Below are 24,518 nucleotides of genomic sequence, written 5' to 3' on the forward strand. Positions count from 1 at the left end.
TGCGCCGCAGCTCAATGCGTGCCGCGCTCGATCACGACCGGATCGATGTCGATACGGTCCGGGGCCTTCTTCGGCTCGGCCTGGCGCAGATCCAGAAGGTGGATGATCGCATCGACAGCCTCGTCGATTGGGTTGCGCACCGTCGTCAGGTCGAAGATCGGCCAACCGGCCATGTCGATATCGTCGAATCCCGTGACGGCAAGGTCGCCGGGCACGTCCAGCGACAATGCCTGCGCCGCCGCCAGCGCGCCGATCGCCATTGCGTCATTGGCACAGATCAACGCATCGATGCGGTGCTGGTTCAGAAGCTCAACCGCGGCCGAGTGCCCGCCCTGCACCGTATAGTCGCCCCCGGCTTCGGCCACCAGCGGCAGCCCGGCCGTGTTCAGAGCTTGCAACACCCCGGCGCGCCGCCGTGATGACGAGTAGAACTCGCTCGGACCATTGAGAAATCCGAACCTTCGATAGCCACGCTGAATCAGCAACTCGGTCAACCGGCGCAGGCCATCGGCATTACGGCAGCACACGGTGTCGATACCCGGCCCCTCGACCGGTCGTCCCGACGAAATCGTGGACACGTTAAACCGGGCACAGCGTTCGACGATCTGCTGCGACATGCTGCCTCCGCGCAGGATCAGCGCATCCAGGGGAAACCGCAGAAGGTCGTCCAAGGCGGCTTCGGGTTGGCCGTTCGCCTGATCGACCAAGATCGGCCATTTCCGCATGCCGATCAACCGCCGCGTCAGTTGTCCGACGAAGGCGGCGTCGTAGGGGCTGCGCATGTCGCCGACAAAGACCGCGACCAGGTTCGACTGGCCGCCCTTCAGTCCCGCCGCCAAGGCGTTGGGTTGATACCCGGTTTCGGCGGCGATCTGCAGGATGCGCCTGCGTTTCTCCGAATCAACATAGGCGCCTGGCGTGAAGGCGCGCGACACCGCCGAACGCGAAACCCCGGCCAGATCGGCAACTGTCTTGGCGGTGACCCGACGGGGGCGCGAGGGTGGTTTTTTCGATGTGTCGGTCATGTCTGATCGGCACCAGATGCGAGGTGCAGGAATTTGTTGAATTGAATCGATTCTTTCACCAAAATGTCATGCTTAGAAGTTAGTGAACACGTGTGCACATTGGCCAGAAAAAAATTTTGAACAATGTTCACGCGTTCTCGGGGCCTTGCGCCCGCACAGCTTCATGGGCTTTGCCCGCCCGAAAGGGCCAAACACGAACCGGAGGATTCACATGCAGAAATTCAAGTTGGGCGCGTCGGCCGCAGCGATCGCGATGGTGGCCAGCGCCGCCATGGCCGAGGTTGAAATCACATGGTGGCACGCCATGGGCGGCGCACTGGGCGATACCGTCAACCAGATTGCCGAGGACTTCAACGCTTCGCAGGACGACTACAAGATCACTCCGGTCTTCAAGGGCACCTACGAGGAAACCCTGACCGCAGGCATCGCCGCCTTCCGCGCGGGTGAACAGCCCAACATCCTGCAGGTATTCGACGCCGGCGCCGCCACCGTGATCGGTGCCAAGGGTGCAACCGTTCCGGTTCAGGACCTGTTGGAACAGAACGGCGTTGCGTTCGACATCGAAGACTATATTTCGGGCGTGCGCTATTTCTATGCCGACAGTGACGGCAAGATGATCGGCATGCCGTTCAACTCGTCCTCGCCCATCATGTATTACAACGTGGATGCGCTGGAAAAAGCTGGCGTGACCCCGCCGAAGACCTGGGAAGAGTTCCAGACCGTCACCGCGCCCGCGCTGAAAGAGGCCGGTTATATCGGTCTGTCGCAATCGCACCTGCCGTGGATCTTCACCGAGAACTTCCACTCGCGTCACGACCTGCCGTTCGCCACCAACGACAACGGCTATGAAGGCGCTGACGGCACCAATATTCTTGTCAACAACGACGCGATCAAGGCACATTTCAGCGCCGTCAAAGACTGGAAAGACAACGGGTTCTTCGAATGGTACGGCACCGGCTGGAGCGACAACCAGACCCCGTTTGAAGAAGGCAAGGTTGCCATTTGGCTGGGGTCGTCCGGTTCGTTCGGCGGCCTGTCCAAGAAGGACCTGCCGTTCGAGTTTTCAGCCACCTTCCTGCCCTATTGGGAAGCCGTGACGAAAGAGCCCAAGCAGACCTTCATCGGTGGCGCGGCCCTGTTCGCGATGGCCGGCAAGAGCGAAGAGGAAAACAAGGCTACGGCCGCGTTCTTCGAGTTCCTGACCAAGCCGGAAACCCAGTACATGTGGCACCGCGAGACCGGTTACGTTCCGATCACCACCGCCGCCTATGAAATGGCTAAGGCCGATGGCCACTATGACCGCGCCCCCGCGGCCGAGGTTGGCATCAAGCAGCTGTCGTTGCCGGCCGGTGAGCATACCAAGGGTTACCGTATGGGTTTCTACGTCCAGATCCGCGACGTGATGAACCGTGAATACGGCCGCATCCTGACCGGCGAGACCTCGGTCGAGGACGCGTTCAACAACATCGAAACCGAAGCCAACGCCCTGTTGGATCGGTTCGCGAAAACCCAGAACTGACCCACTGACGCAAAACGGGCGGCCGCAGGTCCTGCGGCCGCCCTCCGTTATACGGAGAATTCATGAAACGCGCTGGTTTTACCGCCCGCTGGCTGCCGATCCTGCTGCTGATGCCGCAGCTTGTGATCATTTCGGTCTTTTTCTATTGGCCCGCCGCGCATGCGGTTCAGTCGTCATTCTTCCTGCAGGATCCGTTCGGATTCGGATCGACCTTTGTCGGGCTGGACAATTACAGGGACCTTGCAGGCAACGGCGAATACCTCAGCATTGCCTGGTTCACGGTGATCTTCACCGTTCTGGTCACCTTTCTGTCGCTGTCCATCGCGCTGTTGCTGGCGGTCAAGGCCGACAACGTTCTGCGCGGGGCCAAGACCTATCGCACGCTGTTGATGTGGGTCTATGCCGTGGCGCCGCCGGTGGCGGGCTTCATCGGTCTGATCATGTTCCACCAAAGCTGGGGACCGTTGACCGAACTGGCGCGTTCGATCGGATGGGATTTCAAACTGGGCGTCAATTTCAATGACACCGCCACCGCGATGGTGATCGTGTCGGTCTGGAAGCAGGTGCCGGTGAATTTCATCTTTTTCCTGTCCGGGCTGCAATCGATCCCAAAATCGGTGCGCGAGGCGGCGTTGATCGACAACCGCTCGGCCTCTGGACGGTTCTGGGACGTGACCTTCCCGCTGCTGGCGCCGACCGGGTTCTTCCTGCTGATCACGAACATCACCTATTCGCTGTTCGACACGTTCGGCGTGATCGACACCATGGTCAAGGGCGAGCCGGGGAACAACCCGATGACGCTGGTCTACAAGGTCTATGTGGACGGCTTCCGCGGCAATGACCTGGGCGGCAGCTCGGCGCAGTCGGTGGTTCTGATGGTACTGGTCCTGGCGCTGACGGTGTTCCAGTTCCGGCTGGTCGAACGCCGCATTCACTATACCTGAGGAGGGCAGACGATGACCGAAGCAAATGCAGGTGTGATCGACTACGCCGCCTCGCAAACGCCGCCACGCAAGCGCCGCATCCGGTGGGGCGCCATGGGCGATCACGCGGTTCTGATCGTGGGCTCGCTGTTCATGATGCTGCCGCTGCTGATGGTCCTGCAAATGACCACCGTTCCGGATGTCGAGGTGATCAAGACCGGCCCCAGCCTGACGATCGGCGATCAGCTGCCCGAAAATTTCGACAAGGCTATGTTCCAGGCCTCGGGCTTCTCAGGGCAGAATACCGGCCTGAACATGCTCAAGAACTCGTTCATCCTGGGCATCGGCTTTGCCCTGGGCAAGATCCTCATCGGGATGATGGCCGCCTATGCGATCGTCTATTTCCGGATGCGGTTTGCCACGCTGGCCTTCTGGGTGATCTTCACCACGCTGCTGCTGCCGCTCGAAGTGCGCATTCTGCCCTCGTACGAGGTGGTGCAGAAGCTGGGGATGCTTAACACCTATCAGGGCCTTATCATTCCGCTGATCGCCTCGGCCACGGCCACGTTCTTTTTCCGGCAATTCTTCCGCTCAGTCCCCGAAGAACTGGTCGAGGCCGCGCGCATCGACGGCGCCGGTCCTGTGAAATTCTTCATCGACATCCTGGTGCCGCTGTCGCGTACGATGATCGCGGCGATGTTCATCATCATGTTTGTCTATGGCTGGAACCAGTATCTGTGGCCCACCATGATCACCACCGAAGAGGACATGTTCACCCTGGTGCGCGGGATCAAGCAGATCACGCAGGTGCTGGAGGGCAACCGCATTCCCGAATACGGCCGGGCCAACCTGCTGGCGATCATCGCCATCATCCCCCCGGTCATGGTCGTCATCTTCTTCCAAAGCTGGTTCGTCAAGGGCCTGACGGAATCCGACAAGTAAGGCAGGAAAGCAAATGGCTCAGGTATCCCTGAAGAACATCCGAAAAATCTATCCCAACGGCGCCGAGGCGCTGACCCCGTCCAGTTTCGATATCGGTGATGGCGAGTTCGTGGTTCTTGTCGGCCCGTCCGGCTGCGGCAAGTCCACCCTGCTGCGCATGGTGGCCGGGCTGGAAGAGATCACCGAAGGCGAACTGACGATCAATGGCCGCGTCATGAATGACGTCGATCCGGCCGATCGCGACATCGCCATGGTGTTCCAGAACTATGCTCTGTACCCGCACATGACGGTACGCAAGAACATCGCCTATGGTCTGAAAAACCGCAAAACGCCCAAGGACGTGATCGAGCGGAAGGTGGCCGAGGCCGCCGCCATGCTGAACCTGGACGAGTACCTCGACCGCAAGCCCTCGCAGCTGTCGGGCGGTCAGCGCCAGCGGGTCGCCATGGGCCGGGCCATCGTCCGCGACCCGGCGCTGTTCCTGTTCGACGAGCCGCTGTCGAACCTGGACGCCAAGCTGCGCAACCAGATGCGGATCGAGATCAAGGCGCTGCAGCGGCGTCTGGGCGTGACCTCGATCTATGTGACCCATGACCAGGTCGAGGCGATGACCATGGCTGATCGGATCATCGTGATGAACGCGGGCCGGATCGAACAGATCGGTACCCCGTCCGAGATCTACCACCGCCCGGCCTCGACCTTCGTGGCCAGCTTCATGGGCGCGCCGCCGATGAACCTGATCCAGGCCCGGCTGGACGGTGGCAATGTCATGATCAACGGTGAGACGGTGCTGGGTGCGGCCGAAGGGTCTGGCCCGGTCACTCTGGGCATCCGCCCCGAGGACGTGATGTTGGGCGCCGGAGGCTCGATTTCCTTCCATGTCGACATCATCGAGGAGCTGGGCGCGCATCGGCTGCTGCACGGGCGGCTGGCCGATCAGGAGTTCACCATCCATGTCGGCAAGGATGTCGAGGCCGCGCCGGGCGAGACCCGGATCGCGCTGAAGTCCGACGCCATCACTCTGTTCCACCCGGAAACCGGAAAAGCCCTGTGATCACCAAGACCGTCGCGGCCTTGCCGCCTGTTTCCGAAGCCGCGCGCGCGCGCATTCTGTCCGCGCCGCGCACCGCCGAAGCGCATCGTGCCCTGATGGCGGAAACGCCGGCCATGAACGCGCTGCAACTGGGCGGGCGGGCGTCGCGTGACGTGCTTGACCCGACGCTGACGGTTGCGGCCTGGAACGTCGAGCGTTGCCTTTTTCCGGCTGAGACCGCCGCGCATCTGGCGCCGGTCGCGCCGGATATCGTTCTGCTGTCCGAGGTCGATCACGGCATGGCCCGCACCGCACAGCGCCACACGACCGAGGAGATGGCCGCCCATCTGAATATGGCCTATGTCTTTGGCGTCGAGTTCCACGAGTTGGGTATGGGTGGTCCGACCGAACGCGCATTTTGCAGCGACGATTTCAACACGCTGGGTTGGCACGGCAATGCGATCCTGTCGGCGGTGCCGTTCAGCCGGACCTCGCTGCTTCGGCTGGACGATCACGGCCACTGGTTCGCCGCCGACAGCGGCGCGGCCGACCCCGATCAGCCGCGACTGGGCGGGCGCATGGCGATCTTGGCCGAAGTTCCGACAAAGGCCGGGCCGCTCTGCGTGGTGTCGACGCATCTGGAAAGCAACGCCGCCTCGGACCACCGGCACGCGCAGTTCGAAAAACTGCTGGATGCCGTCGAGGCGTTTGCGCCAGACATGCCGGTGCTGATCGGGGGAGACCTGAACACCGGCAACCACCTGCCGCCCGATTTCGACTGGCGCCGGGAAACGCTGTTTTCCCTGGCCGAGCGCCGCGGATACAGCTGGGCGTTCACTGCCGAAGGTCACACCACACGCCCCAGCCTGATCACGCCGCACCCGGACCGGGTGATGAAGCTGGACTGGTTCGCGGGCAGGGGGCTGACATGCCTGGACCGAGGGCTGCTGCCCTCGCTGACGGCCGAGGGCAAGCCGCTGTCGGATCATGATTGCGTGTGGTGCCGGGTCGAGCTCTGACCCGCCCCATCGGCCCAGAGTTCCACAGCCGCGCGGGGCATAACGCTTGGTGATGCGGCATATTTTCCGTTGGCAGGTTGTGGCCAACGGGACGGAATCCCCATATGAAGCGGCACAGGAACTCACCAGGCGGAAATCAGACCAAGTGTTCGACCATCCCGCGCAGCGCGCGCATCTAGCCGAGAAATACGACCTGACCCCCTCGCCCGAGTTGGCCGCCAGCATGAGCGACATTTACGACCTTATGTCGCGCGTCGTCTCGCCGGCGGACTGGGCGATCTACGCGCCCTATGTGAAGGCGATCAACGATCTGAAGACCGAGCGCAACGCGTTGATACTGGGCCACAACTACATGACGCCCGAGATCTATCATGGGATTTCGGATTTCGTCGGTGACAGCCTGCAGCTGGCCATCAAGGCGACCGAGGTCGAGGCCGACGTGATCGTGCAATGCGGCGTGCATTTCATGGCGGAGACCTCGAAGATTCTCAGCCCCGAAAAGACTGTTCTGATGCCCGACATGGAGGCCGGCTGTTCGCTGGCCGAGTCGATCACCGCCGAGGGCATCGCCGAGATGCGCCGCCGCTATCCCGGTGCGCCGGTCGTGTCCTATGTGAACACCACGGCCGAGGTGAAGGCGGCATCCGACATCTGCTGCACCTCCTCGAACGCGGCGCAGATCGTGGCAGCGATGGACAGCGACACGGTCATCATGACCCCCGACCAGTACCTGGCGCAGAACGTGGCCCGCGACGTGCCGCAGAAGAACGTGGTCTGGTGGGAAGGATCGTGTATCGTGCACGAGCAATACACGGCGCAGGACCTGCGCGAGTTCCGCGAATGGAACCCGGGCACCCGCCTGATCGCGCATCCCGAATGCCCGCCCGACGTTGTGGCCGAGGCCGATTTCTCGGGGTCGACCAGCGGCATCATCAAATACGTCACTGACGAACAGCCCGAAAAGGCGATGCTGATCACCGAGTGTTCGATGGCGTCGAACATCGCCGACGCGCTGCCGCAGGTCGATTTCGTCGGCCCCTGCAACATGTGCCCCTACATGAAGAAGATCACGCTGGAAAAAGTGCTGTATGCGCTCGATACCATGACCGGACAGGTTGAGGTTGACCCCGAAGTGGCGGAAAAAGCGCGCCTTTCGGTTCAGCGGATGATCGATCTGTCGCGCAAGCTGGGAATTTGACCGGGGCGATGCAGACGGTCTCGACCCCTCGGGTGGTCATTATCGGCGGCGGTCTGGCAGCGGTCTATACCGCGCTCAAGCTCGACCCGCACCCAGTGGTGATGATCTCGCCCGAGCCGCTGGGCTCGGGTGCCAGTTCGGCTTGGGCGCAGGGCGGGGTGGCGGCGGCGATGGACCCGTCCGACAGCCCCGAAGCCCATGCTCGCGATACGATGCGCGCCGGCGCAGGGTCGGTCTTGCATGAGGTGGCCGAGTTCGTCACCCGCGCGGCGCGGGATCATATTCTGGACCTGTCCGATCTGGGCACCGGGTTCGATCGGGACGCCGATGGCGGGTTCATCCAATCGCAGGAAGCGGCCCATTCGGTGGCCCGCGTGGTGCGCGTCAAGGGCGACCAGGCCGGTGCCGAGATCATGCGCGCCCTGATCGCCGAGCTGCGGCGGCGTGCTTCGGTCCAAGTGATCGAAGGGGCGCTGGCGGTCGGGCTGGAAAGCGACGGGGCCAAGGTCTCGGGCGTATATCTGGCGCCGACCGATGCGCCGGGGGCCGAACCGGTGCTGCTGCGCGGGGCTGCGCATGTACTGGCCACGGGCGGGTCGGCGGGGCTCTATGCCCGCACCACCAACCCGGCGCGGATCCGCGGGCAGGGGATCGGTATGGCCGCAACGGCCGGGGCTCGGATCGCCGATGCTGAGTTCATTCAGTTTCACCCCACCGCGATCGACGTGGGCGAGGACCCGATGCCTCTGGCCACCGAGGCTTTGCGTGGCGAGGGCGCTATACTGATCAACCGCCACGGCGAAAGGTTCATGCAAGGCATCCACCCGGATGCCGAGCTGGCCCCGCGTGATGTCGTGGCGCGCGCCGTCTATTTGGAAACCAAGGCCGGCAACCGCCCCGCGCTGGATACGCGCGCAGCGATCGGCGCGGCGATCCGCAGTCAGTTTCCGGCGGTGACCGAGGCCTGCTTGCGCAACGGTGTCGACCCCGTGACCCAACCGATCCCGGTGGCGGCGGCGGCGCATTACCACATGGGCGGCGTGGCCACCGACCTGAATGGCCGCAGCTCTCTGGCCGGGCTCTGGGCCTGTGGCGAAGCGGCGTCAACCGGGTTGCACGGGGCGAACCGGCTGGCGTCGAACGGTCTGCTTGAGGCGTTGGTCTTTGCCCGCGCCTGCGCCCGTGACATTGCCGGCACCCTGACGGTTGTCGACGCGCCCGAGGTGCGGCTGCGCCTGCCATCGGGCGGTACCGAGCCCGACCTGCAGGGAGTGGCCGAACTGCGCCAGGTCATGACCGATAGCGTGGGTGTGGTCCGCGGCGCCGATGGGCTGCGCCGCGCCTTGGGCCGGATCGCCGTGTTGGAGTCGCTGCACGGTCAGTCTCACTTGTTCCGTAACATGACCGCAACCGCCACGCTGATCGCGGCGGCCGCCCTGATGCGCACCGAAAGCCGCGGCGCGCATTACCGATCCGATTGTCCTGCTTCGGCCACGGGGCCGGGGCGGCGGTCTGATCTGACACTGGACGAGGCCGTGGCACTGCGGTCGAAAATCTTCAAGGAAACCGCAACATGCATCATGCCACTGTCCCCGACCTGATCCTTGAACCAATGGTCCGCGCCGCGCTGACCGAAGATCTCGGCACCAGCGGCGACATCACCACCCGCACCGTAATCCCGGCGGGCGTGACCTATGCCGCGCGGCTGAACGCGCGCGAGGATGCGGTTGTGTCAGGTATGCAGGTGGCGGCCTTGGCGTTCCGGCTGGTGGACCCGACGCTGAAGATCGATCCGCTTGTGGCCGACGGGGACCGTTGCACCAAGGGCCAAACCCTCATGGAGATCACCGGCAGCGCGGCTTCGATCCTGTCGGGGGAACGTGTTGCGCTGAACTTTGCTGGTCGTCTGACAGGGGTAGCCACTCTGACAGCCGAGCTGGTGGCGCAGACCGCCGGGACCAAGGCGCGCATCACCTGCACCCGCAAGACCACGCCGGGCCTGCGGATCGTCGAGAAGCTGGCCGTGCTGCATGGCGGCGGGTTCAACCACCGCCATTCGCTGTCGGATGCGATCCTGATCAAGGACAACCATATTGCCGCCGCCGGCGGGGTGCGTGCGGTGTTGGGGGCGGTCAAGGCGCGTGCGTCGCACATGATGAAGGTCGAGATCGAAGTGGACCGGTTGGACCAGCTGGCCGAGGTTCTGGACACTGGTGGCGCTGATGTCGTGCTGCTGGACAACATGACGCCGGACATGCTGGCCGAGGCCGTGGCGATGGTGGATGGGCGTCTGGTGACCGAGGCGTCGGGCAATGTCACCGTGGGTACGGTAGCGGCGATCGCGGCCACCAGGGTCGATTATATCTCGTCCGGGGCTCTGACCCATTCCTATCGGACAGTCGATCTGGGCCTTGATTTCTAAGCGCCTGCTGGTCCGGCACGCACCCTAGATAATGAATGGCGAATTCTGCGATTGTTGCACAGAAGACCAACGAAATCGTCGGAGGCTGGGTTTCTTTTTTGGATTTTCATCGGTTCGTGGTACCGTTTCTTGAATATGATTGACTGTTGGCCTGTACCACACGGTCGGTTTCGTTTGTTGCGAGTGAGGTACCCATGCGGATTTGGATCAACGCGGCCCTTTTGTTTCTGGCCCTGACAACGCCGGCGCATGCCTATATCGGACCGGGCGCGGGCTTGGGCGCCCTGTTTACTCTGCTGGCGATCGTGGTCGGCGGCTTTCTGCTGGTCGTCGGTTTCCTCTGGTACCCAATCAAACGGGCGCTGCGCAAAAGGAAAAACTCTGAGGCGAAAGGCGAAGAAGCCGACCTGTCCCAATGATCGTTGCCTTCATCGTGTCCCTGTTTGCCGTGGCCGGTTTCGGGTTCGGCATCTGGGCGCTGAATATCATCAGTCTGTCGAAAGGTCTGGGCGAGGATGCCATGCAAGGCATCTCGGCGATGCTTGACAGCGAGCTGAGTGACGAGGTCAAGGAAGTGCGGGTCCGGCAGGCCGGGGTCACTCTGCTCCAGGGGGCGTGGCGCCTGTTCTGGCGGTTTGGTGTAGCTCTGGCGGCGGCTGCTCTGCCTATCATGGTTGCTGACGCCATCGGCCTGACCACGGCGGACGCGGTCTTTTCCCTGATGCTGCGCCTCGACTATATCGTGGGTGTGTCGCTGGCCGCCATTCTGGTTGGCCGCTTTTTCCTACGTCGGAAGGGCCGGGTGGAAAGCGATGCCAATGCACCAGGCCCGTACAGTTCGGCGGACCGGTTTGCACATATGCTGGCCTTTTCCGGTCCGAAATTTCACAAGGTATCGGCGAAAGTCGATGATTATGCCTTCCGGCGCCGGGTGCCCGAGGCTGAAACCCGCCCGCCTATTTTCGTCACCTCGCTGGCGCGCGGCGGAACCACCTCGGTGTTGAACGCCCTGTCTCATGTCGAGGGAATGGCAACGCACCGATACAGAGACATGCCGTTCATTTCCGCCCCCTATTTGTGGAACGGGCTAGGCGGCGCGCTCAGGCGGGATGTGGCGCAGGTGGAACGGGCGCATGGCGATGGTCTGACGATCGGGCTGGACAGCCCCGAGGCCTTTGATGAAATTTTCTGGCATCTGTTCTGGCCGGCAAAATATCGCGACGACCGGATCGAGCTTTGGTACGCGACGGATCTGCACAGCGAGGCCCAGAGCTTTTTCGACACACATTTTCGCAAGATTTGCCATCTGCGCACTGGAGGATCCGGCGGCGGCGCCACGGCGCCGCCGCGCTACCTGTCCAAGAACAACGCCAACATCGCCCGTCTTCGTCTGCTGCACGATCTGTTTCCGGGCTGTGCGGTCGTCGTGCCAATCCGGCATCCCGGCGCACATGCCTGGTCGATGCTGCGCCAGCATCGGAATTTCCTTGTACGACAGGCCGAGGATCCGTTCGTGCTGCGCTACATGCGCGATATCGGGCATTTTGAGTTCGGGCTCCTCCACCGCCCGCTGGATTTTCCCGAACTTGCGGTCGAAGGCTATCACCTCGAGGACCCGAATTATTGGCTGGCCTATTGGATTGCAGCCTTCCGCGACATCGCCGCACAGGGGGATCGGTGCCATTTCGTAGTCCAGGACGACCTGAGGGCCCGTCCGAACGAGGTTCTGGCCGACCTCGGTGAACGCCTGGATATCGACGTCGCAGATATGGACTTCCGCGGGTTCTTCCGGGCTGAGCCCGACGCGCGGCGGCAGGACGGGTTTTCCGACACATTATTGAAGCAGGCCGAGGACATCTTTCAGGATTTGGCGGCGCAAGCCGTCACCGGCCGGCTAAGACCGGCCCGCAGCCCGGTGCAACGGGCCAATTGAAGCGCGGACCCGGGAACCAAATCGGAGGTAATCGGATGGAAAAAATCCTCTTCAAGAAGATCGAACTCTGGGTCTTGGGGGTGTTGGCCGTTTTCGGTTTTTTCGGCATGGTTCTGTTCGGTGCAATCGTTCTGGATGAGGAACGTGGCGAGGAGGAGTTGGGCGGTGACCATTTCGGCGTGATCGGCGACGCAGCCTTGGCCTTGGCCGAACTGCCGGAAAACGCGCGCCAGTCGTTGAAAACTGTGATCGGACCGGACCCGACGATGATTTCATTTCTGAAGCTTCCTCCGGGAAGCACCGCTCCGGCAAAATGGTCTTGGTTGCAACCGCCGGGTTCGGGCGGGTTGGACGGATATCTGTTGCTCAGTCGCTATGACGGTGACCGGACGCGGCACGTGGTCGAGCTTGTGTCGTTGCAAACTGGCGAAACGCTTCGAACTTGGATGCCGGATGCCGAGACGGTCCTGGCAAGCTTTGAACGCAAGCCCGAATTTGAAGGGTGGGCTCCGTATGAGTACTGGAACGATGGCTACTTTCGCTACATACACCCATACCTGACCGAAGCAGGAGAGTTGCTGGTCAAGAGTCATCACTCGCCGTTGATCATGCTGACGGCCTGCGGTGACGTCCGTTGGGCGCAAAACGACGTGCTGGTCCACCATTCCACCAATTCAGACGGTGCGGGAGGCTATTGGCTGCCGGGTCTGGCGTTGAAGTCCAGACCAAGCGATCTGTCAGAACGATTTGTGCGCGACTCGCTTGTGCATGTAACCGCGGACGGCCAAGTTGATTTCGAGGAACCCTTGGCCCCAATATTCGAGAACAGCGGGCTGAAGCACCTGATTTTTCCGGCGTCCCATTTCTGGAAAGATCCTATGCATCTTAACGACATAGAACCAGTTTTAAAGGACGGGCCATTCTGGAAGAAAGGAGACCTCTTTCTGAGCTTTAGAAGTCCGTCTCTTGTCGCGCTGTATCGCCCATCAATCCAAAAATTCGTTTGGTGGAAGGCCGGACCATGGCAATCGCAACACGATGTAGACATAGTTAGTGATCGCCGAATAGCTGTTTTTGACAATGCTGCGTTCGATCGCGGTTTTGGGTCGCGCGTCGACGGTGCCAGTGAGCCTGTTATCTACGATTTCGAGACCGGCGCTGTGTCCAGGCCCTTTCATGACGCATTCATGGAATTGAAAACGGCAACGATGACAGAAGGTCTGCAGGATTTCACACCTTCTGGCCACTTGATCGTTGAAGAGGAAAACCGGGGCCGAATACTGGTTCTCAACAGGATTGGCGACCTCGTGGCAACATATGTAAACAGAGCGGAAAATGGCGAGCTCTATACGATGGGCTGGTCGCGCTACATCCCCCAGGCCCACGGAGACAAGGCTTTGGCGGCGATCGAACAAAGCGGGTGCTGAAACTGGCCGTTCGGTCTGTCTATGGGCGTCGGAAAACCAGAACCGCGCCGTCTCCCAGGGTGCCGGGGAATTCCTTGACCAGCTCCAGGCCGGTTTCGGCATCCTGGCCCAGTTGCGGAATGGCGCGGAACATCCGGTTCGGGAACAGAACGACCAACGTCACCGGACCGGGTTGGGACATCGCCGCATCATAATTCGCAGCAGTGTCGATGGTGCCCCAGTCGGCCTGGAAGTGGCTTTGAAAGATCGGGCCGCCCGGATTGATGGCATAGACGCGCTCGGTGGGGCTGCGCTGGCTTTCGACCAATGCAAAAGCGCCAGCCAGATCCTGTTTCGGCGCGGCATAGTTCTTCTGGACCAGAAAAACCGACAGGGCGATCATGATCAGGGCGCCCAGGTTGAACAAGGGCCGAGCAAGGCCGGCGCGTCCAACGATGCGTGAAATGAGTCCGGCGGCCCACTGGCACCCGACCACGACGAGCACGATGATGAGGCCGATATCGACGAAGAAGAACCGAGGCCAGATCCGCATGTCCAGCGCCGAAAGCAACAGCAGGGTAACGGCGACATGGGCTGCGACAACCGGAAAGAACAGTGGTTGCCGGGTGTGCGACCCGATCGCTCCGAAGATGATGGCCAAGAGCCCGCCGACGGCGATCAGCAGGGTCAATCCACCGGTATTGCCCAAGGCCGTCCGCAGACCTTCGGCCACCGTCCAGAGCGGGTTCTGGTATTCCTGCATCGGGTCGACGGCTGACGACGCCGAGACCTCGCCCATGGCTTCCAATAGGCTCGGGAAAATCGGCAGATAGGCCAAGGTGGTCAGCGCAAGCGCGATCGCGACCCCGACCAGAGGACGCAGGACCCATGCACGGGTTAGCGCATCCCGGCCGATACCGGTGGCCAAAGACAGCAGCCATACCAACCCGAGCGCCACGAAAAAGAACGCCCCGGTCAGATGCGTGAACACGGCGGCTGCGGCGGTCAGGCCAAAGGCGATCCATGTGCCGTATGTCGGGCGGCGCACCCCGCGCAGGAACAGGATGAGGCCCAGAACGCTCCAGAAAGCAAGCTCGGTGTATCCGCGGGCGTTCTGTGAAAACCAGACCTGGTGATAGGACAGCGCCACAAGCAGGGCCGACACATGCGCAACGCGGGTATTTGCGACCTCGCGGGCCAGCCACCAGATCGCAGCCACGGTGCCAACCCCGAATACCAGGGCGGGAAACCGATAGGCCCACGGGGTTTCCCCGAACAGCTGTGCCGACAGCTTGGCCTTCATGCTGAAGAAATAGTGATGGTTCATCGAATACTCGCGCATCATGTCGCCCCAGGGCTGGCGGACATGCGTATCGACGGTCCAGATTTCATCGTACCACAGCGGCCCGTTCAACCCTGCGGTTCTGAGAACGGTGGCCAACAAAAGAATGAACAGAAGGATGCCCAGATCGCTGCGGCCGATTTCCGGTGAGCGCTGTTTCAAAGGCGGTCCTCCACTTGGAAGAGTGATAGTTTGCGGGCCCGCAGCTGCGTCGCAGTCTCAAAACCGAGGTCGGCAACCGGATCATCGGTCACGGCATCAACCATCGCAGGATCTTTCCTTGAGTTGAGCCAGAAACCGGTCACCGGATTCGCGGTCCATGATCCGGCTCCAACCCAAATGGTAAATCAGTTCGTTTTCGGCGCGGTTCACATGCTCGACAGCCAACTTGCCGTCAGGGGTGAAGATCATGCTGCGGCCAGACTCGGATTCATCGACATACAGATGACCATCTGGCAGCAGTGTGAATAGGCCGGCGGCCTCGTTCTTGAAGTCCTGTGCATCCAGAACCGCCTGGAAGGGCCGATACGCGGTTTCGGTTTCGAGGTCGAAATAGACGATCTGGCTGGTTCCGTTCACGACCAGTTCGCGCCCGTCTCCGATATCCAGCGAGTTGTTGTTGTAGACCGCAAATGTCTTCTCGTCGATGACGTCAACGTCATGTTGGGCCGCCCACGGGCCTTGATACCACCAGATGATCCGGTCTTCGGACGGGCGAAAAAGCATGATGGTCGAAATGTTGCGCAAGCTCAGCAGGACGTCGCCGCGTTTCCAGTATGGGCCATCTTCGAATATGGGTTCCACATCGTTCAGGTGGATGGGATCCGGGTCGAATTGCTTGGCCAGGATCATGTAGCCCAGCCCCTGTTCCAGCATGACCTTGGTCAGCGAACGATCATACAGAACCTCTCCATCTGCCGAAAACTGGGTGATGCCTGGATCGAGGTAGTATTTGTTCAGCCCCTCGATGCGCGGAGGCTCGACATAGGCCGAGGACCAGATCGTGCCGTCGAGGCCCGGTTCCGTCGTGTGATGATAGACGCCGTTTTCCAGTGTCCAAACCGGTTCGCCGCACGGGCTCATGCGCACCATGGGGCTGAACATGCTTTTCACCAGAATGTCGCCGTTCTCCAGCGCAAGGGGATGGACGACCTGAAAGCGTTCATTGCGCCAATCGTCATAGTTGATCAGTCGCGAGTCGCGGCTCGCATTGCGAAAAGTATTCTCGAAGTCGAAATCGATGCGATGCACGACCGCACCGGCCTTCAGATCCACCAGTTCCAAAACGTGATGTCCGACATCGCCGTCGTGACGGCTGAAGAACAGGTAAGCGTCCAGCCCGCTGTCCAGTCGTTCATCGAAAAAGGTCCACCCGCTTTTGTCGGGAAACCGACCCGAATTGTTTGTGGCCATGCCCGCCAGGTCGCCTCCGGCCGCCATACGAACCGCCTTGGCGGCTTCGGCTGGAAGGGCCGCGATTTTCAGTGAGACACGGCTGATGGCGCCAAGTCGGTTGTTGCCATAGACGGCATCGCGGACGATGACCCCGAATGCGAATGTCACTAGCAAAAGAAAGACGACGATCAGGGCAACGACCCACATCTCGATCTTCTTGAAAAGAAACTTATCCAACCCGTTACCTCTTCAATCACTGACACAAGCGAACAAACCAATGGATGTCGCGCCAAACGGCGCCCCGTTTCGCTTGGCATTCATGGTAGGAATGTCGCGACACGGTGCAAAGAACAATAATTTCGTCGCTATGGCTTTTCCTTGGCCACAATGGGTGCTTTGGTGCATCAACCCTTACTATTCCATGGCTCCGGCCGACATCCCACCGATGCCGCCGCGCTCACTGGGATATTGTTTCTGTATTCCGCACATTTGGTATGCTTTTCGTGAATTGTTTGGGCGCGACGCGAGTGTTCCAAAGCCATCGGCACAATGACAGACAGCGGTTTGGCAGCATTGCTTGCGCACCTTCAGCACGAAACGCGCCGGATTCTGGAACTTTCCCACGACATCTGTTTCGTGACAGGCAGGGCCCATATTGGTATGAACGCGCTGTGTTGAATGGGTTTTGAGTACATGCAGATTGAAGAAACCGCCTTGCCCGGTGTCCTGATCCTGACGCCCCGGCGGTTTGGCGATGCGCGGGGTTTCTTTTCCGAGACCTGGAACCGCCGGGTTCTGACCGGGTACGGGATCGATCTGGAATTTGTTCAGGACAATCATTCGGTTTCCGCCGCGGCCGGTACGTTGCGAGGGCTGCACTTTCAGTCGCCGCCGCATGCGCAGGACAAGCTGGTGCGCTGCGGACGTGGCGCGCTGTTCGATGTCGCCGTGGACATCCGCAAGGGGTCGCCGACCTATGGCCGGTGGACGGGGGTTGAATTGACGGCCCAGAACGCAAAGCAATTGCTGGTTCCCAAAGGGTTTCTGCACGGTTTCGTGACGCGCGAACCCGACACCGAAATCTGCTATAAATGCACCGACTATTATGCGCCCGCATGTGACGGAGCCGTGCATTGGAACAGTTGCGGCATTGACTGGGGCCTGCCCACCGAACCGATCGTGTCGGACAAGGACAGGGATGCGCCGGCCTTTTCCCGGTTCGACAGCCCGTTCGTCTGGGAGGGAGCGCCATGAAGCTGTTGGTAACCGGTGGCGCGGGGTTCATCGGATCGGCCGTGGTGCGCCGCGCCATTCGAGACGGACACAAGGTCGTCAATCTGGACGCGTTGACCTATGCGGCTTGCCTGGACAACTTGGCCGAGGTCGCCCAGGACCCGCGCTATAGCTTCGTGAGGGCCGATATTCGCGACCGGGGTGCGCTGGATGCGGCCCTGGACGCACACCGCCCTGATGCGATCATGCACCTCGCCGCCGAAAGCCATGTCGACCGGTCGATAGACGGGCCGGGGGCTTTCATCGACACCAATATCACCGGCACCTACACCTTGCTCGAGGCCGCCCTGGCATATTGGGACGGGCAAGGTCGGCCCGAAGGGTTCCGGTTCCACCATATCTCGACCGACGAGGTCTATGGCTCGCTTGGTCCCGCGGGTCGGTTCACCGAACAGACGCCCTATGATCCGCGTTCGCCCTATTCGGCCAGCAAGGCGGCCAGCGATCACTTGGTGCGCGCCTGGCACGAAACCTACGGCCTGCCCGTGGTGCTGACGAATTGCTCGAACAACTACGGGCCGTTTCACTTCCCCGAAAAGCTGATCCCGGTGGTGATCCTCAATGCGCTGGCGGGCAGGCCCTTGCCCATCTATGGCGACGGGTCGAATGTCAGGGACTGGCTTTTTGTGGAAGACCACGCCGAAGCCCTGCTGCTGGTCGTGGAAAAAGGCCGGGTCGGGCGCAGCTACAACATCGGTGGCGACAGCGAATGCACCAATCTCGAGCTGGTGCGGATGTTATGCGGCATATTGGACCGGCTGCGCCCGGCGTCGCGCCCTTATGCCGAGCTGATGACCTTCGTCGCCGACCGGCCGGGACATGACGCACGCTATGCCATCGATGCGACCCGAATCCGCACCGAGTTGGGCTGGCAACCGTCGGTGACGCTGGCTGAGGGGCTGGAGCGTACCGTCCGCTGGTATCTGGAAAACGAAGCCTGGTGGACGGCGCTGCAAGACCGCAACGGCGTCGGGCAGCGGTTGGGGGTGCGCGCATGACCGTGCTGGTCTTTGGCAGAACCGGGCAGGTGGCGCGTGAACTCGCCCGTCACACCGGCGTGACCTGCCTCGATCGCATGACGGCCGATCTGGAACACCCCGACCAATGCGCCGCGGCGATCCGCGCGGCCGCACCTCGGGCCGTCATCAACGCCGCGGCCTACACCGCAGTCGATCGGGCCGAGGAAGACGAGGCACGCGCCACGGTGATCAACGCCAGCGCACCCGCCGCCATGGCGCGGGAATGTGCGGAGTTGGGTATCCCCTTCATTTCGATCTCGACGGACTATGTGTTTGACGGATCGGGCATGTCGCCGCGCAAGCCCAGCGATCCGACCGGCCCGTTGGGGGCCTATGGCCGGTCAAAGCTGGCGGGTGAACGGGGCATCGCGCGGGCAGGGGGGGCGTACGGCATTCTGCGCACCTCCTGGGTGGTCTCGGCCCATGGCGACAACTTCGTAAAGACGATGCTGCGCCTGGGGGCCGACCGAAGCCGGCTGAATGTCGTTTCCGACCAGATCGGCGGGCCGACCCCGGCCCGTGACATCGCACGCGCCTGTCTCGAGATGGCGCGGCAGCTGGCCGACGATCCGGGCAAGGCCGGCATCTATCACTTTGCGGGCGCGCCCGATATCAGCTGGGCCGGGTTCGCACGGGCGATTTTCCACACCGCGGGTCTAACCTGTGACGTCGTTGACATCCCCACGTCCGAATATCCGACACCGGCGCGGCGGCCGTTGAATTCCCGGCTGGATTGTTCCTCACTCGAGGCGTGTTTTTCCATTCCCCGCCCCGATTGGCGGGCGGGTCTGAAAGATATTCTGAACGATTTGGAAATGGTATGACGAGCGGGCGAAAAGGCATCATTCTTGCGGGCGGATCGGGCACGCGGCTTTATCCGATCACGATGGCCGTGTCCAAGCAGCTGTTGCCGCTGTATGACAAACCCATGATCTATTACCCGCTGACGGTTCTGATGTTGGCGGGTATCCGCGATATCTGCGTCATCACCACCCCGCAGGACCAGGGCCAATTCATACGCACCTTGGGCGACGGCAGCCAGTGGGGCGTATCCCTGACCTATGTCGTGCAGCCGAGCCCCGACGGTCTGGCGCAGGCGTTCATTCTGGCCGAAGATTTCCTGGACGGCGCACCCTCGGCCCTGGTTCTGGGAGACAACATCTTTTTCGGACATGGTCTGCCCAGACTGCTGGCGGCCGCGGACCGTCAGGCCGAGGGCGGGACGGTTTTTGGGTACCACGTGGCCGATCCGTCGCGATACGGCGTGGTTGCCTTCGACTCGGACGGGCAGGCGCGCGAAATCATCGAAAAACCCGCCGACCCGCCTTCGAACTATGCGGTGACCGGGCTGTATTTCCTGGATGGTACCGCCCCCGAACGGGCGCGTCGGGTCCGGCCCTCGGCACGCGGAGAGTTCGAGATCACCGACCTTTTGCAGATGTATCTGGCCGAGGGGCGGCTGCGGGTCGAGACGATGGGGCGGGGCTATGCCTGGCTGGACACGGGCACCCATGCCAGCCTGCTGGATGCGGGCAATTTCGTCCGCACGCTGGAAGAACGCCAAGGCCTGCAGACCGGCTGCCCCGAAGAGATCGCTTGGCAACTGGGGTGGATCAACGAAGAACAGCTGCGCCGGCGCGCCGAGATGTTCGCCAAGAATGACTATGGGGCCTATCTGGACAGGTTGTTGAAATGAAAATGTTTTTGGTGCGGTCTCTGGGTTGGCTGGTGCGCGGGTTCCACCTGCGGTGGACGCGGCAATATCCGTTCCGTTTGTTGTATTGTTGAAAAGGTTGAGTGTTGGCCGATGAAATCTGGTGAATTTGAGTACCTGTTGATCTGCAACACCTCTGACGGGTTGGTGGCGCAGCTCAACGGGGTGGTCGTGCAATTGCAGTTCGCCCGCCGGATGGGCCTGAAGCCGATCATCCATCTGCACGAACGCAGTTATATGTTCGGGGGCCCCAACCCCTATTTCGATGCCGAGACCGGCCCCAACGTGTGGGATTACTACTACGAACCCGTTGGCGCGTCGGGCTCTGACCTGCAGGCGCTGGTGCGCTCCGGCAAGGTCTGCACCCTGTCAACGGCCTCCGAACTCATGCGGCTGTACCGATGGGAGCCCAGAAGCTGGTTCATGAACCCCTATGGCTATTTCCGCAGCGTGGAAAACCGTGCCGACGGTACATATCCGGCCGCCTGGTGGCACGAGGAACGCCAGAAGATGCGAACCTTGCTGGACGACGGGACCGTGCGGTTCCGGTCGTCGTTGCTGAGCCAGGCCGAGCGCTTTGCCCGCGCCAAGTTCCCGGAACATACGCTTGGGCTGCAGTTGCGCGGCTCGGACAAGTTCGATTTCGGAGTCGGACCGAATCTGTCGCGCAAGGTCGTGCCCGAGGAGTATTTTCCGGTGATCGATCGCTACCTTGCGGACCATCCCGATTGCGGGGGTATCTTCGTCGCCACGGATCAGCGGCAGTGGCTGAAGGTTCTCGAGGAAGCCTATCCGGGCAAGATCATCTCGTATTCCGAGAAATCCCTGAGCGACTCCGATGCCAACCGGTTCCATGACGCCGAAGAGAAGGCCGCGCGTGGCGCCGAGGTGCTGATGGATCTGCTGCTGTTGTCCCGCTGCGACTACATCGTCAAATGCCACGCGGCTGTGGGCGAAATGGCGGTGACCCTCAACCCCGACGTCGACTTCGTCGACCTGAACTATGCCCACCAGCCGATGGTGGCCCGTCCCAAGCCCCTGCGCGCGGTGGCCGTGCCTTGCATCCGGGCGCTGAGCACGCTTTGGCGGGTGTTGTCTGAAAACGGAATGGCGCTCGAGCGGGTGGTCTCGGTCCGGGACGAGGTCGTCATGGTGGGCCGGACGCCGCGGCCGCTGAACACCAAGCGCGAAGAAGGCCAAAAGGCCCCGCGGCCGCCGGTGTTTTCGCGACGCTTCGTCTCGGACGGGTTCGACTGGGCGCTGCGGACACTTGCGGCGCAGTGCTATGCCTATGCCGAGCGCCCGTCCTCGCGCTAGGGGGTGTGGCGCCTAGCTTTTTCCCAGCACCAGGTCGCTGGCTTTTTCGCCGATCATAATGGCCGGGGCGTTGGTGTTTCCGCTGACGATTTCCGGCATGATCGAACAATCGGCCACCCGCAGACCGCCGATTCCGTGCACCCGCAGCCGGGCGTCCACCACCGCTTGCGGCGTCGACCCCATCGCACAGGTTCCGGTCGGGTGATAGATCGAGACGGAATTCGACCGGGCCCAGTCCAGCGTGCCCTCGTAATCGTCCATCGGTAGGTCCGACCTGGGTCTGAACTCCTCGGAAATCTTCGAAGCCAGCGGATTGTGCCGTGCTATCCTGCGCGCGATCTTGATGCCGTCGACGATGGTTCGGCAATCGGTTTCAGTTGACAGATAGTTCGGAACGATCTTGACGTATGACGTCGGGTCCGGCCCGTCGAGCCGCAGCTCTCCGCGGCTTTCGGGGCGCAGTTGGCACACCGACATCGTGAAAGCCGAGAACGGATGCACGCCCTCGCCCGGGCTGTCGGCCGACCAGGGCTGGACATGGAACTGGATGTCGGGGGTTTCGATCTCGGGGCGGGTCTTCAGGAAACCGGTGGCCAGGCTGGCCGCCATGGTCATGGGGCCGGTGCGGAACAGGGCGTATTTCAGGGCGATCCGGGCCTGGTTGAACAGGCTGCGCACCTCGTCGTTCAACGTGGGTTCGTTGCATTTGAGCACCAGCCGGGCCTGCAGGTGATCCTGCAGACCCTTGCCGACGCCGGGCAGGGCGTGGATCGGTTCGATCCCGTTGTCCTTCAGGTGTTCGGGATCACCGATTCCGGACAGCATCAGGATTTGGGGCGAGTTGATCGCGCCGCCCGACAGGATGACCTCGCGCCGGACCCGCAACTTTTGTTCGGCGCCGGTCCGGTCGCGATAAGTCAGACCCACGGCCTGTTTGCCCTCCAGCAGGATCCGCGTCACCAGGGCGTGGGTGATGATGTTCAGGTTCGGCCGCTTGCGGATCGGCTTCAGATAGGCCACGGCCGCGCTGCACCGCCGCCCGTTGCGGGTGGTCAGCTGGAAATAGCCGACGCCCTCTTGCGTGGCGCCGTTGTAGTCGGGGTTGAACGGATAGCCCGCCGCCTGCGCCGAGGCGACCCAGGCATCGCAGATCGGGCGCTGGATGCGCATGTTGGACACCGACAGCGGGCCGCCCGTTCCGTGATAGTCGTCAGCACCCCGTTCCTGATCCTCGCTGCGTTTGAACAGGGGCAGAACGTCCTCCCAGCCCCAGCCCGCGTTACCCATCTGGCGCCAGCGGTCATAATCCTGTTTCTGCCCGCGCACATACAGCAGCCCGTTCAGCGATGACGAACCACCCAAGACCTTGCCGCGCGGCCAGTCGATCGAACGACCGTTCAGGCCCGGATCGGGTTCGGTGCGGTAACACCAGTCGACCGACGGGTTGTGCATCGTCTTGAAATAGCCGACAGGGATGTGAATCCACGGGTTGGTGTCCGGACCGCCGGCCTCGAGCAACGCGACGCGCGTACCGGGATCGGCGCTAAGGCGATTGGCGATGACACAGCCCGAAGATCCAGCCCCGACAATCGCGTAATCAACCTCCATCATCGCCTCCTTTTGCTGCCGATGAAAAAAACTCTATGCAAAACGCATCAACTAAACTAGCATTTTTTGATACATAACGTCTCAAAAATTGCGATAGGGAGGATGGCAATGGAGATCGGACGGAAACTGAGTGGAATTTCCCGGAGGGATTTTTTCCGCGTCGCTGGACGCTACGGGATGAGCTCGACCCTTTTGGCCGCAGGCGGATTCGGAGGGGCGATGAGCTTGGCCAACCTAGCCCAAGCGGCTGAATCTACATATGAGAAGAGGTTCTCGAAAGAACCCAAGCACACGCTGAAATTTGGTGCGGCGGGGTTCAACACGCGCAACCTGCTGATCGAGCGCGCCGGAGCGATCGAATTCGCGCGCGATCTGGAAGAGCGCACGGATGGCGAGATTCGCATCGAGTTCATCGGCGACAACCAGATCTGCGGGCAGCTGAGCTGTGTCGAGAAGACCCAGCAGGGAATCGTCGACATCTATGCGGCCTCGACCCAGAATTCGGCCGGCGGAGCGCCTTATCTGAACGTTCTGGATTATGCCTACATGTTCCCCAGCCGGGCTGCGCAATATCATTTCTTCTATAGCCCGGCCAGCCAGCGCATCCTGCGCGACCCGCTTGAAAAGCGCCACGGGCTGAAATTCCTGTTCACCCATTGCGAACTGCGGGGCCTGCAGATGGGATCGACCTTCGCCGACAAGCCGACGGTTACCAAGCTCGAGGAGCTGTTCGGCACCAAGAACCGCGTGACCGGCACCCAACTGGGCCGGATCGCCATGCAGCTTCTGAATCTGAACCCGGTGCCCGTCGCATGGGAGGAAACGTTGGATGCACTGAAAACCGGCCTGATCGACGGGGCCGAGACCTGGGCTTCGGCTGTGGCCTATGCCAACATGGCGCCGGTCGTGTCGCAGTCGGTCAACCTGCAGTTCTTCTGCGGCACCGAACACACCTCGATGTCGGCCAAGGTGTTCGACAGTCTGGGCGGCGAGTTGCAGGACGCGGTCATGGAGTCGGCCTATTTCACGCAGGCCCTGATCCAAGGGGCGAACGAAGCCGCGCTGGTCAATACCGTGGGATTCTCGGACCCGCAACTGCCCAACACGATTTTTGCCGAGAACGGTGTGCGCCCGGCCTTCCTGCCGGACGATCAGCTGAAGCTGGCCGAGGAAATGTGTGCTCCGAACTACAATCCTGAACCCTGGGCCGAATGGCGCGAGCGGCTGAACAAATGGGCCGGCGGCATCGACACCTATCAAGAGATCTACGATATCGCGCGCGAGATCCCGGCCGACACGCTGCCGGAAAATGTCGAACCGCGCCGTTGGTGGAAGGGCGAAGCCTGACCAGGGCTGACAGGACCGGCCTGCATCGGCGGGCCGGTTTTATCGGGGACCGATTGGGAGGAC

At 61.7% G+C, this 24,518-nt stretch carries 21 protein-coding genes; 17 read left to right on the top strand and 4 right to left on the bottom strand.

Features of this window, described 5'->3' with window-relative positions:
- Positions 1-11: 11 nt before the first annotated feature.
- Positions 12-1,025 carry a LacI family DNA-binding transcriptional regulator gene (locus tag AC2FMM_RS13050; protein ID WP_496796779.1) on the bottom strand — a complete coding sequence of 338 codons (1,014 nt, stop codon included), beginning with the start codon at positions 1,023-1,025 and terminating at the stop codon, positions 12-14.
- 211 nt (positions 1,026-1,236) lie between these two features.
- On the opposite strand from AC2FMM_RS13050, the gene AC2FMM_RS13055 reads away from it, so the two are divergent.
- The 11 genes from AC2FMM_RS13055 to AC2FMM_RS13105 all read left to right on the top strand — a co-directional run bounded on the left by AC2FMM_RS13055 (position 1,237) and on the right by AC2FMM_RS13105 (position 13,441).
- Positions 1,237-2,544, top strand: a complete 1,308-nt coding sequence (locus tag AC2FMM_RS13055; protein ID WP_496684442.1) for an extracellular solute-binding protein — start codon at positions 1,237-1,239, stop codon at positions 2,542-2,544.
- A gap of 62 nt (positions 2,545-2,606) precedes the next feature.
- Complete coding sequence (locus AC2FMM_RS13060; protein ID WP_496684445.1) at positions 2,607-3,488, top strand: ABC transporter permease subunit; 882 nt, start codon at positions 2,607-2,609, stop codon at positions 3,486-3,488.
- Positions 3,489-3,500: 12 nt separating this feature from the next.
- The gene (locus tag AC2FMM_RS13065) at positions 3,501-4,409 is read left to right on the top strand and encodes an ABC transporter permease subunit (RefSeq protein WP_496796780.1); all 909 of its coding nucleotides are present in this window, start codon (positions 3,501-3,503) and stop codon (positions 4,407-4,409) included.
- Between the two features lie 13 nt (positions 4,410-4,422).
- Positions 4,423-5,463 (top strand): ABC transporter ATP-binding protein, encoded by a 1,041-nt coding sequence (locus AC2FMM_RS13070; RefSeq protein WP_496685155.1) that lies wholly within the window; start codon positions 4,423-4,425, stop codon positions 5,461-5,463.
- Positions 5,463-6,461, top strand: a complete 999-nt coding sequence (locus tag AC2FMM_RS13075) for an endonuclease/exonuclease/phosphatase family protein (protein WP_496796825.1) — start codon at positions 5,463-5,465, stop codon at positions 6,459-6,461. The genes AC2FMM_RS13070 and AC2FMM_RS13075 overlap by 1 nt, the downstream gene beginning before the upstream one ends.
- 145 nt (positions 6,462-6,606) lie before the next feature.
- On the top strand, positions 6,607-7,659 hold the full coding sequence (gene nadA / locus AC2FMM_RS13080; RefSeq protein WP_496796781.1) for a quinolinate synthase NadA: 1,053 nt from the start codon (positions 6,607-6,609) through the stop codon (positions 7,657-7,659).
- A gap of 8 nt (positions 7,660-7,667) precedes the next feature.
- A complete protein-coding gene (locus AC2FMM_RS13085; RefSeq protein ID WP_496796782.1) occupies positions 7,668-9,260 on the top strand; it encodes an L-aspartate oxidase in 1,593 nt (530 codons plus the stop codon).
- Positions 9,233-10,081: a carboxylating nicotinate-nucleotide diphosphorylase gene (gene nadC, locus AC2FMM_RS13090; protein WP_496796783.1), complete on the top strand. Its 849-nt coding sequence runs from the start codon at positions 9,233-9,235 to the stop codon at positions 10,079-10,081. Before AC2FMM_RS13085 ends, nadC begins: the two co-directional genes overlap by 28 nt.
- Before the next feature lie 194 nt (positions 10,082-10,275).
- Positions 10,276-10,500: a hypothetical protein gene (locus AC2FMM_RS13095; RefSeq protein WP_496684155.1), complete on the top strand. Its 225-nt coding sequence runs from the start codon at positions 10,276-10,278 to the stop codon at positions 10,498-10,500.
- A complete protein-coding gene (locus AC2FMM_RS13100) occupies positions 10,497-12,014 on the top strand; it encodes a sulfotransferase (RefSeq protein WP_496796784.1) in 1,518 nt (505 codons plus the stop codon). Before AC2FMM_RS13095 ends, AC2FMM_RS13100 begins: the two co-directional genes overlap by 4 nt.
- Before the next feature lie 35 nt (positions 12,015-12,049).
- Positions 12,050-13,441 (top strand): arylsulfotransferase family protein, encoded by a 1,392-nt coding sequence (locus tag AC2FMM_RS13105; protein WP_496796785.1) that lies wholly within the window; start codon positions 12,050-12,052, stop codon positions 13,439-13,441.
- Positions 13,442-13,460: 19 nt separating this feature from the next.
- Here the strand turns inward: AC2FMM_RS13105 and AC2FMM_RS13110 are convergent, their stop codons facing one another.
- Together AC2FMM_RS13110 and AC2FMM_RS13115 are read right to left on the bottom strand one after the other, a co-directional pair.
- On the bottom strand, positions 13,461-14,924 hold the full coding sequence (locus AC2FMM_RS13110) for a glycosyltransferase family 39 protein (RefSeq protein ID WP_496796786.1): 1,464 nt from the start codon (positions 14,922-14,924) through the stop codon (positions 13,461-13,463).
- Between the two features lie 96 nt (positions 14,925-15,020).
- On the bottom strand, positions 15,021-16,394 hold the full coding sequence (locus tag AC2FMM_RS13115; RefSeq protein WP_496796787.1) for an arylsulfotransferase family protein: 1,374 nt from the start codon (positions 16,392-16,394) through the stop codon (positions 15,021-15,023).
- Positions 16,395-16,850: 456 nt separating this feature from the next.
- Between AC2FMM_RS13115 and rfbC the strand changes: the two genes are divergently transcribed.
- The 5 genes from rfbC (at position 16,851) to AC2FMM_RS13140 (ending at position 21,500) form a co-directional block, all read left to right on the top strand.
- A complete protein-coding gene (gene rfbC / locus AC2FMM_RS13120) occupies positions 16,851-17,411 on the top strand; it encodes a dTDP-4-dehydrorhamnose 3,5-epimerase (protein ID WP_496796788.1) in 561 nt (186 codons plus the stop codon).
- Positions 17,408-18,448 carry a dTDP-glucose 4,6-dehydratase gene (rfbB, locus tag AC2FMM_RS13125; protein ID WP_496685714.1) on the top strand — a complete coding sequence of 347 codons (1,041 nt, stop codon included), beginning with the start codon at positions 17,408-17,410 and terminating at the stop codon, positions 18,446-18,448. Before rfbC ends, rfbB begins: the two co-directional genes overlap by 4 nt.
- Positions 18,445-19,293 (top strand): dTDP-4-dehydrorhamnose reductase, encoded by an 849-nt coding sequence (gene rfbD, locus AC2FMM_RS13130; protein ID WP_496796789.1) that lies wholly within the window; start codon positions 18,445-18,447, stop codon positions 19,291-19,293. Before rfbB ends, rfbD begins: the two co-directional genes overlap by 4 nt.
- Positions 19,290-20,165: a glucose-1-phosphate thymidylyltransferase RfbA gene (rfbA, locus tag AC2FMM_RS13135; RefSeq protein ID WP_496711906.1), complete on the top strand. Its 876-nt coding sequence runs from the start codon at positions 19,290-19,292 to the stop codon at positions 20,163-20,165. The genes rfbD and rfbA overlap by 4 nt, the downstream gene beginning before the upstream one ends.
- 111 nt (positions 20,166-20,276) lie before the next feature.
- Positions 20,277-21,500, top strand: a complete 1,224-nt coding sequence (locus tag AC2FMM_RS13140) for an O-fucosyltransferase family protein (protein WP_496796790.1) — start codon at positions 20,277-20,279, stop codon at positions 21,498-21,500.
- 12 nt (positions 21,501-21,512) lie between these two features.
- Here the strand turns inward: AC2FMM_RS13140 and AC2FMM_RS13145 are convergent, their stop codons facing one another.
- The gene (locus AC2FMM_RS13145; protein WP_496796791.1) at positions 21,513-23,108 is read right to left on the bottom strand and encodes a GMC family oxidoreductase; all 1,596 of its coding nucleotides are present in this window, start codon (positions 23,106-23,108) and stop codon (positions 21,513-21,515) included.
- Positions 23,109-23,216: 108 nt separating this feature from the next.
- On the opposite strand from AC2FMM_RS13145, the gene AC2FMM_RS13150 reads away from it, so the two are divergent.
- Complete coding sequence (locus AC2FMM_RS13150) at positions 23,217-24,455, top strand: TRAP transporter substrate-binding protein DctP (protein WP_490361249.1); 1,239 nt, start codon at positions 23,217-23,219, stop codon at positions 24,453-24,455.
- Positions 24,456-24,518: the final 63 nt, after the last annotated feature.

The sequence above is a fragment of the Ruegeria sp. BHSC043 genome (assembly GCF_059612985.1).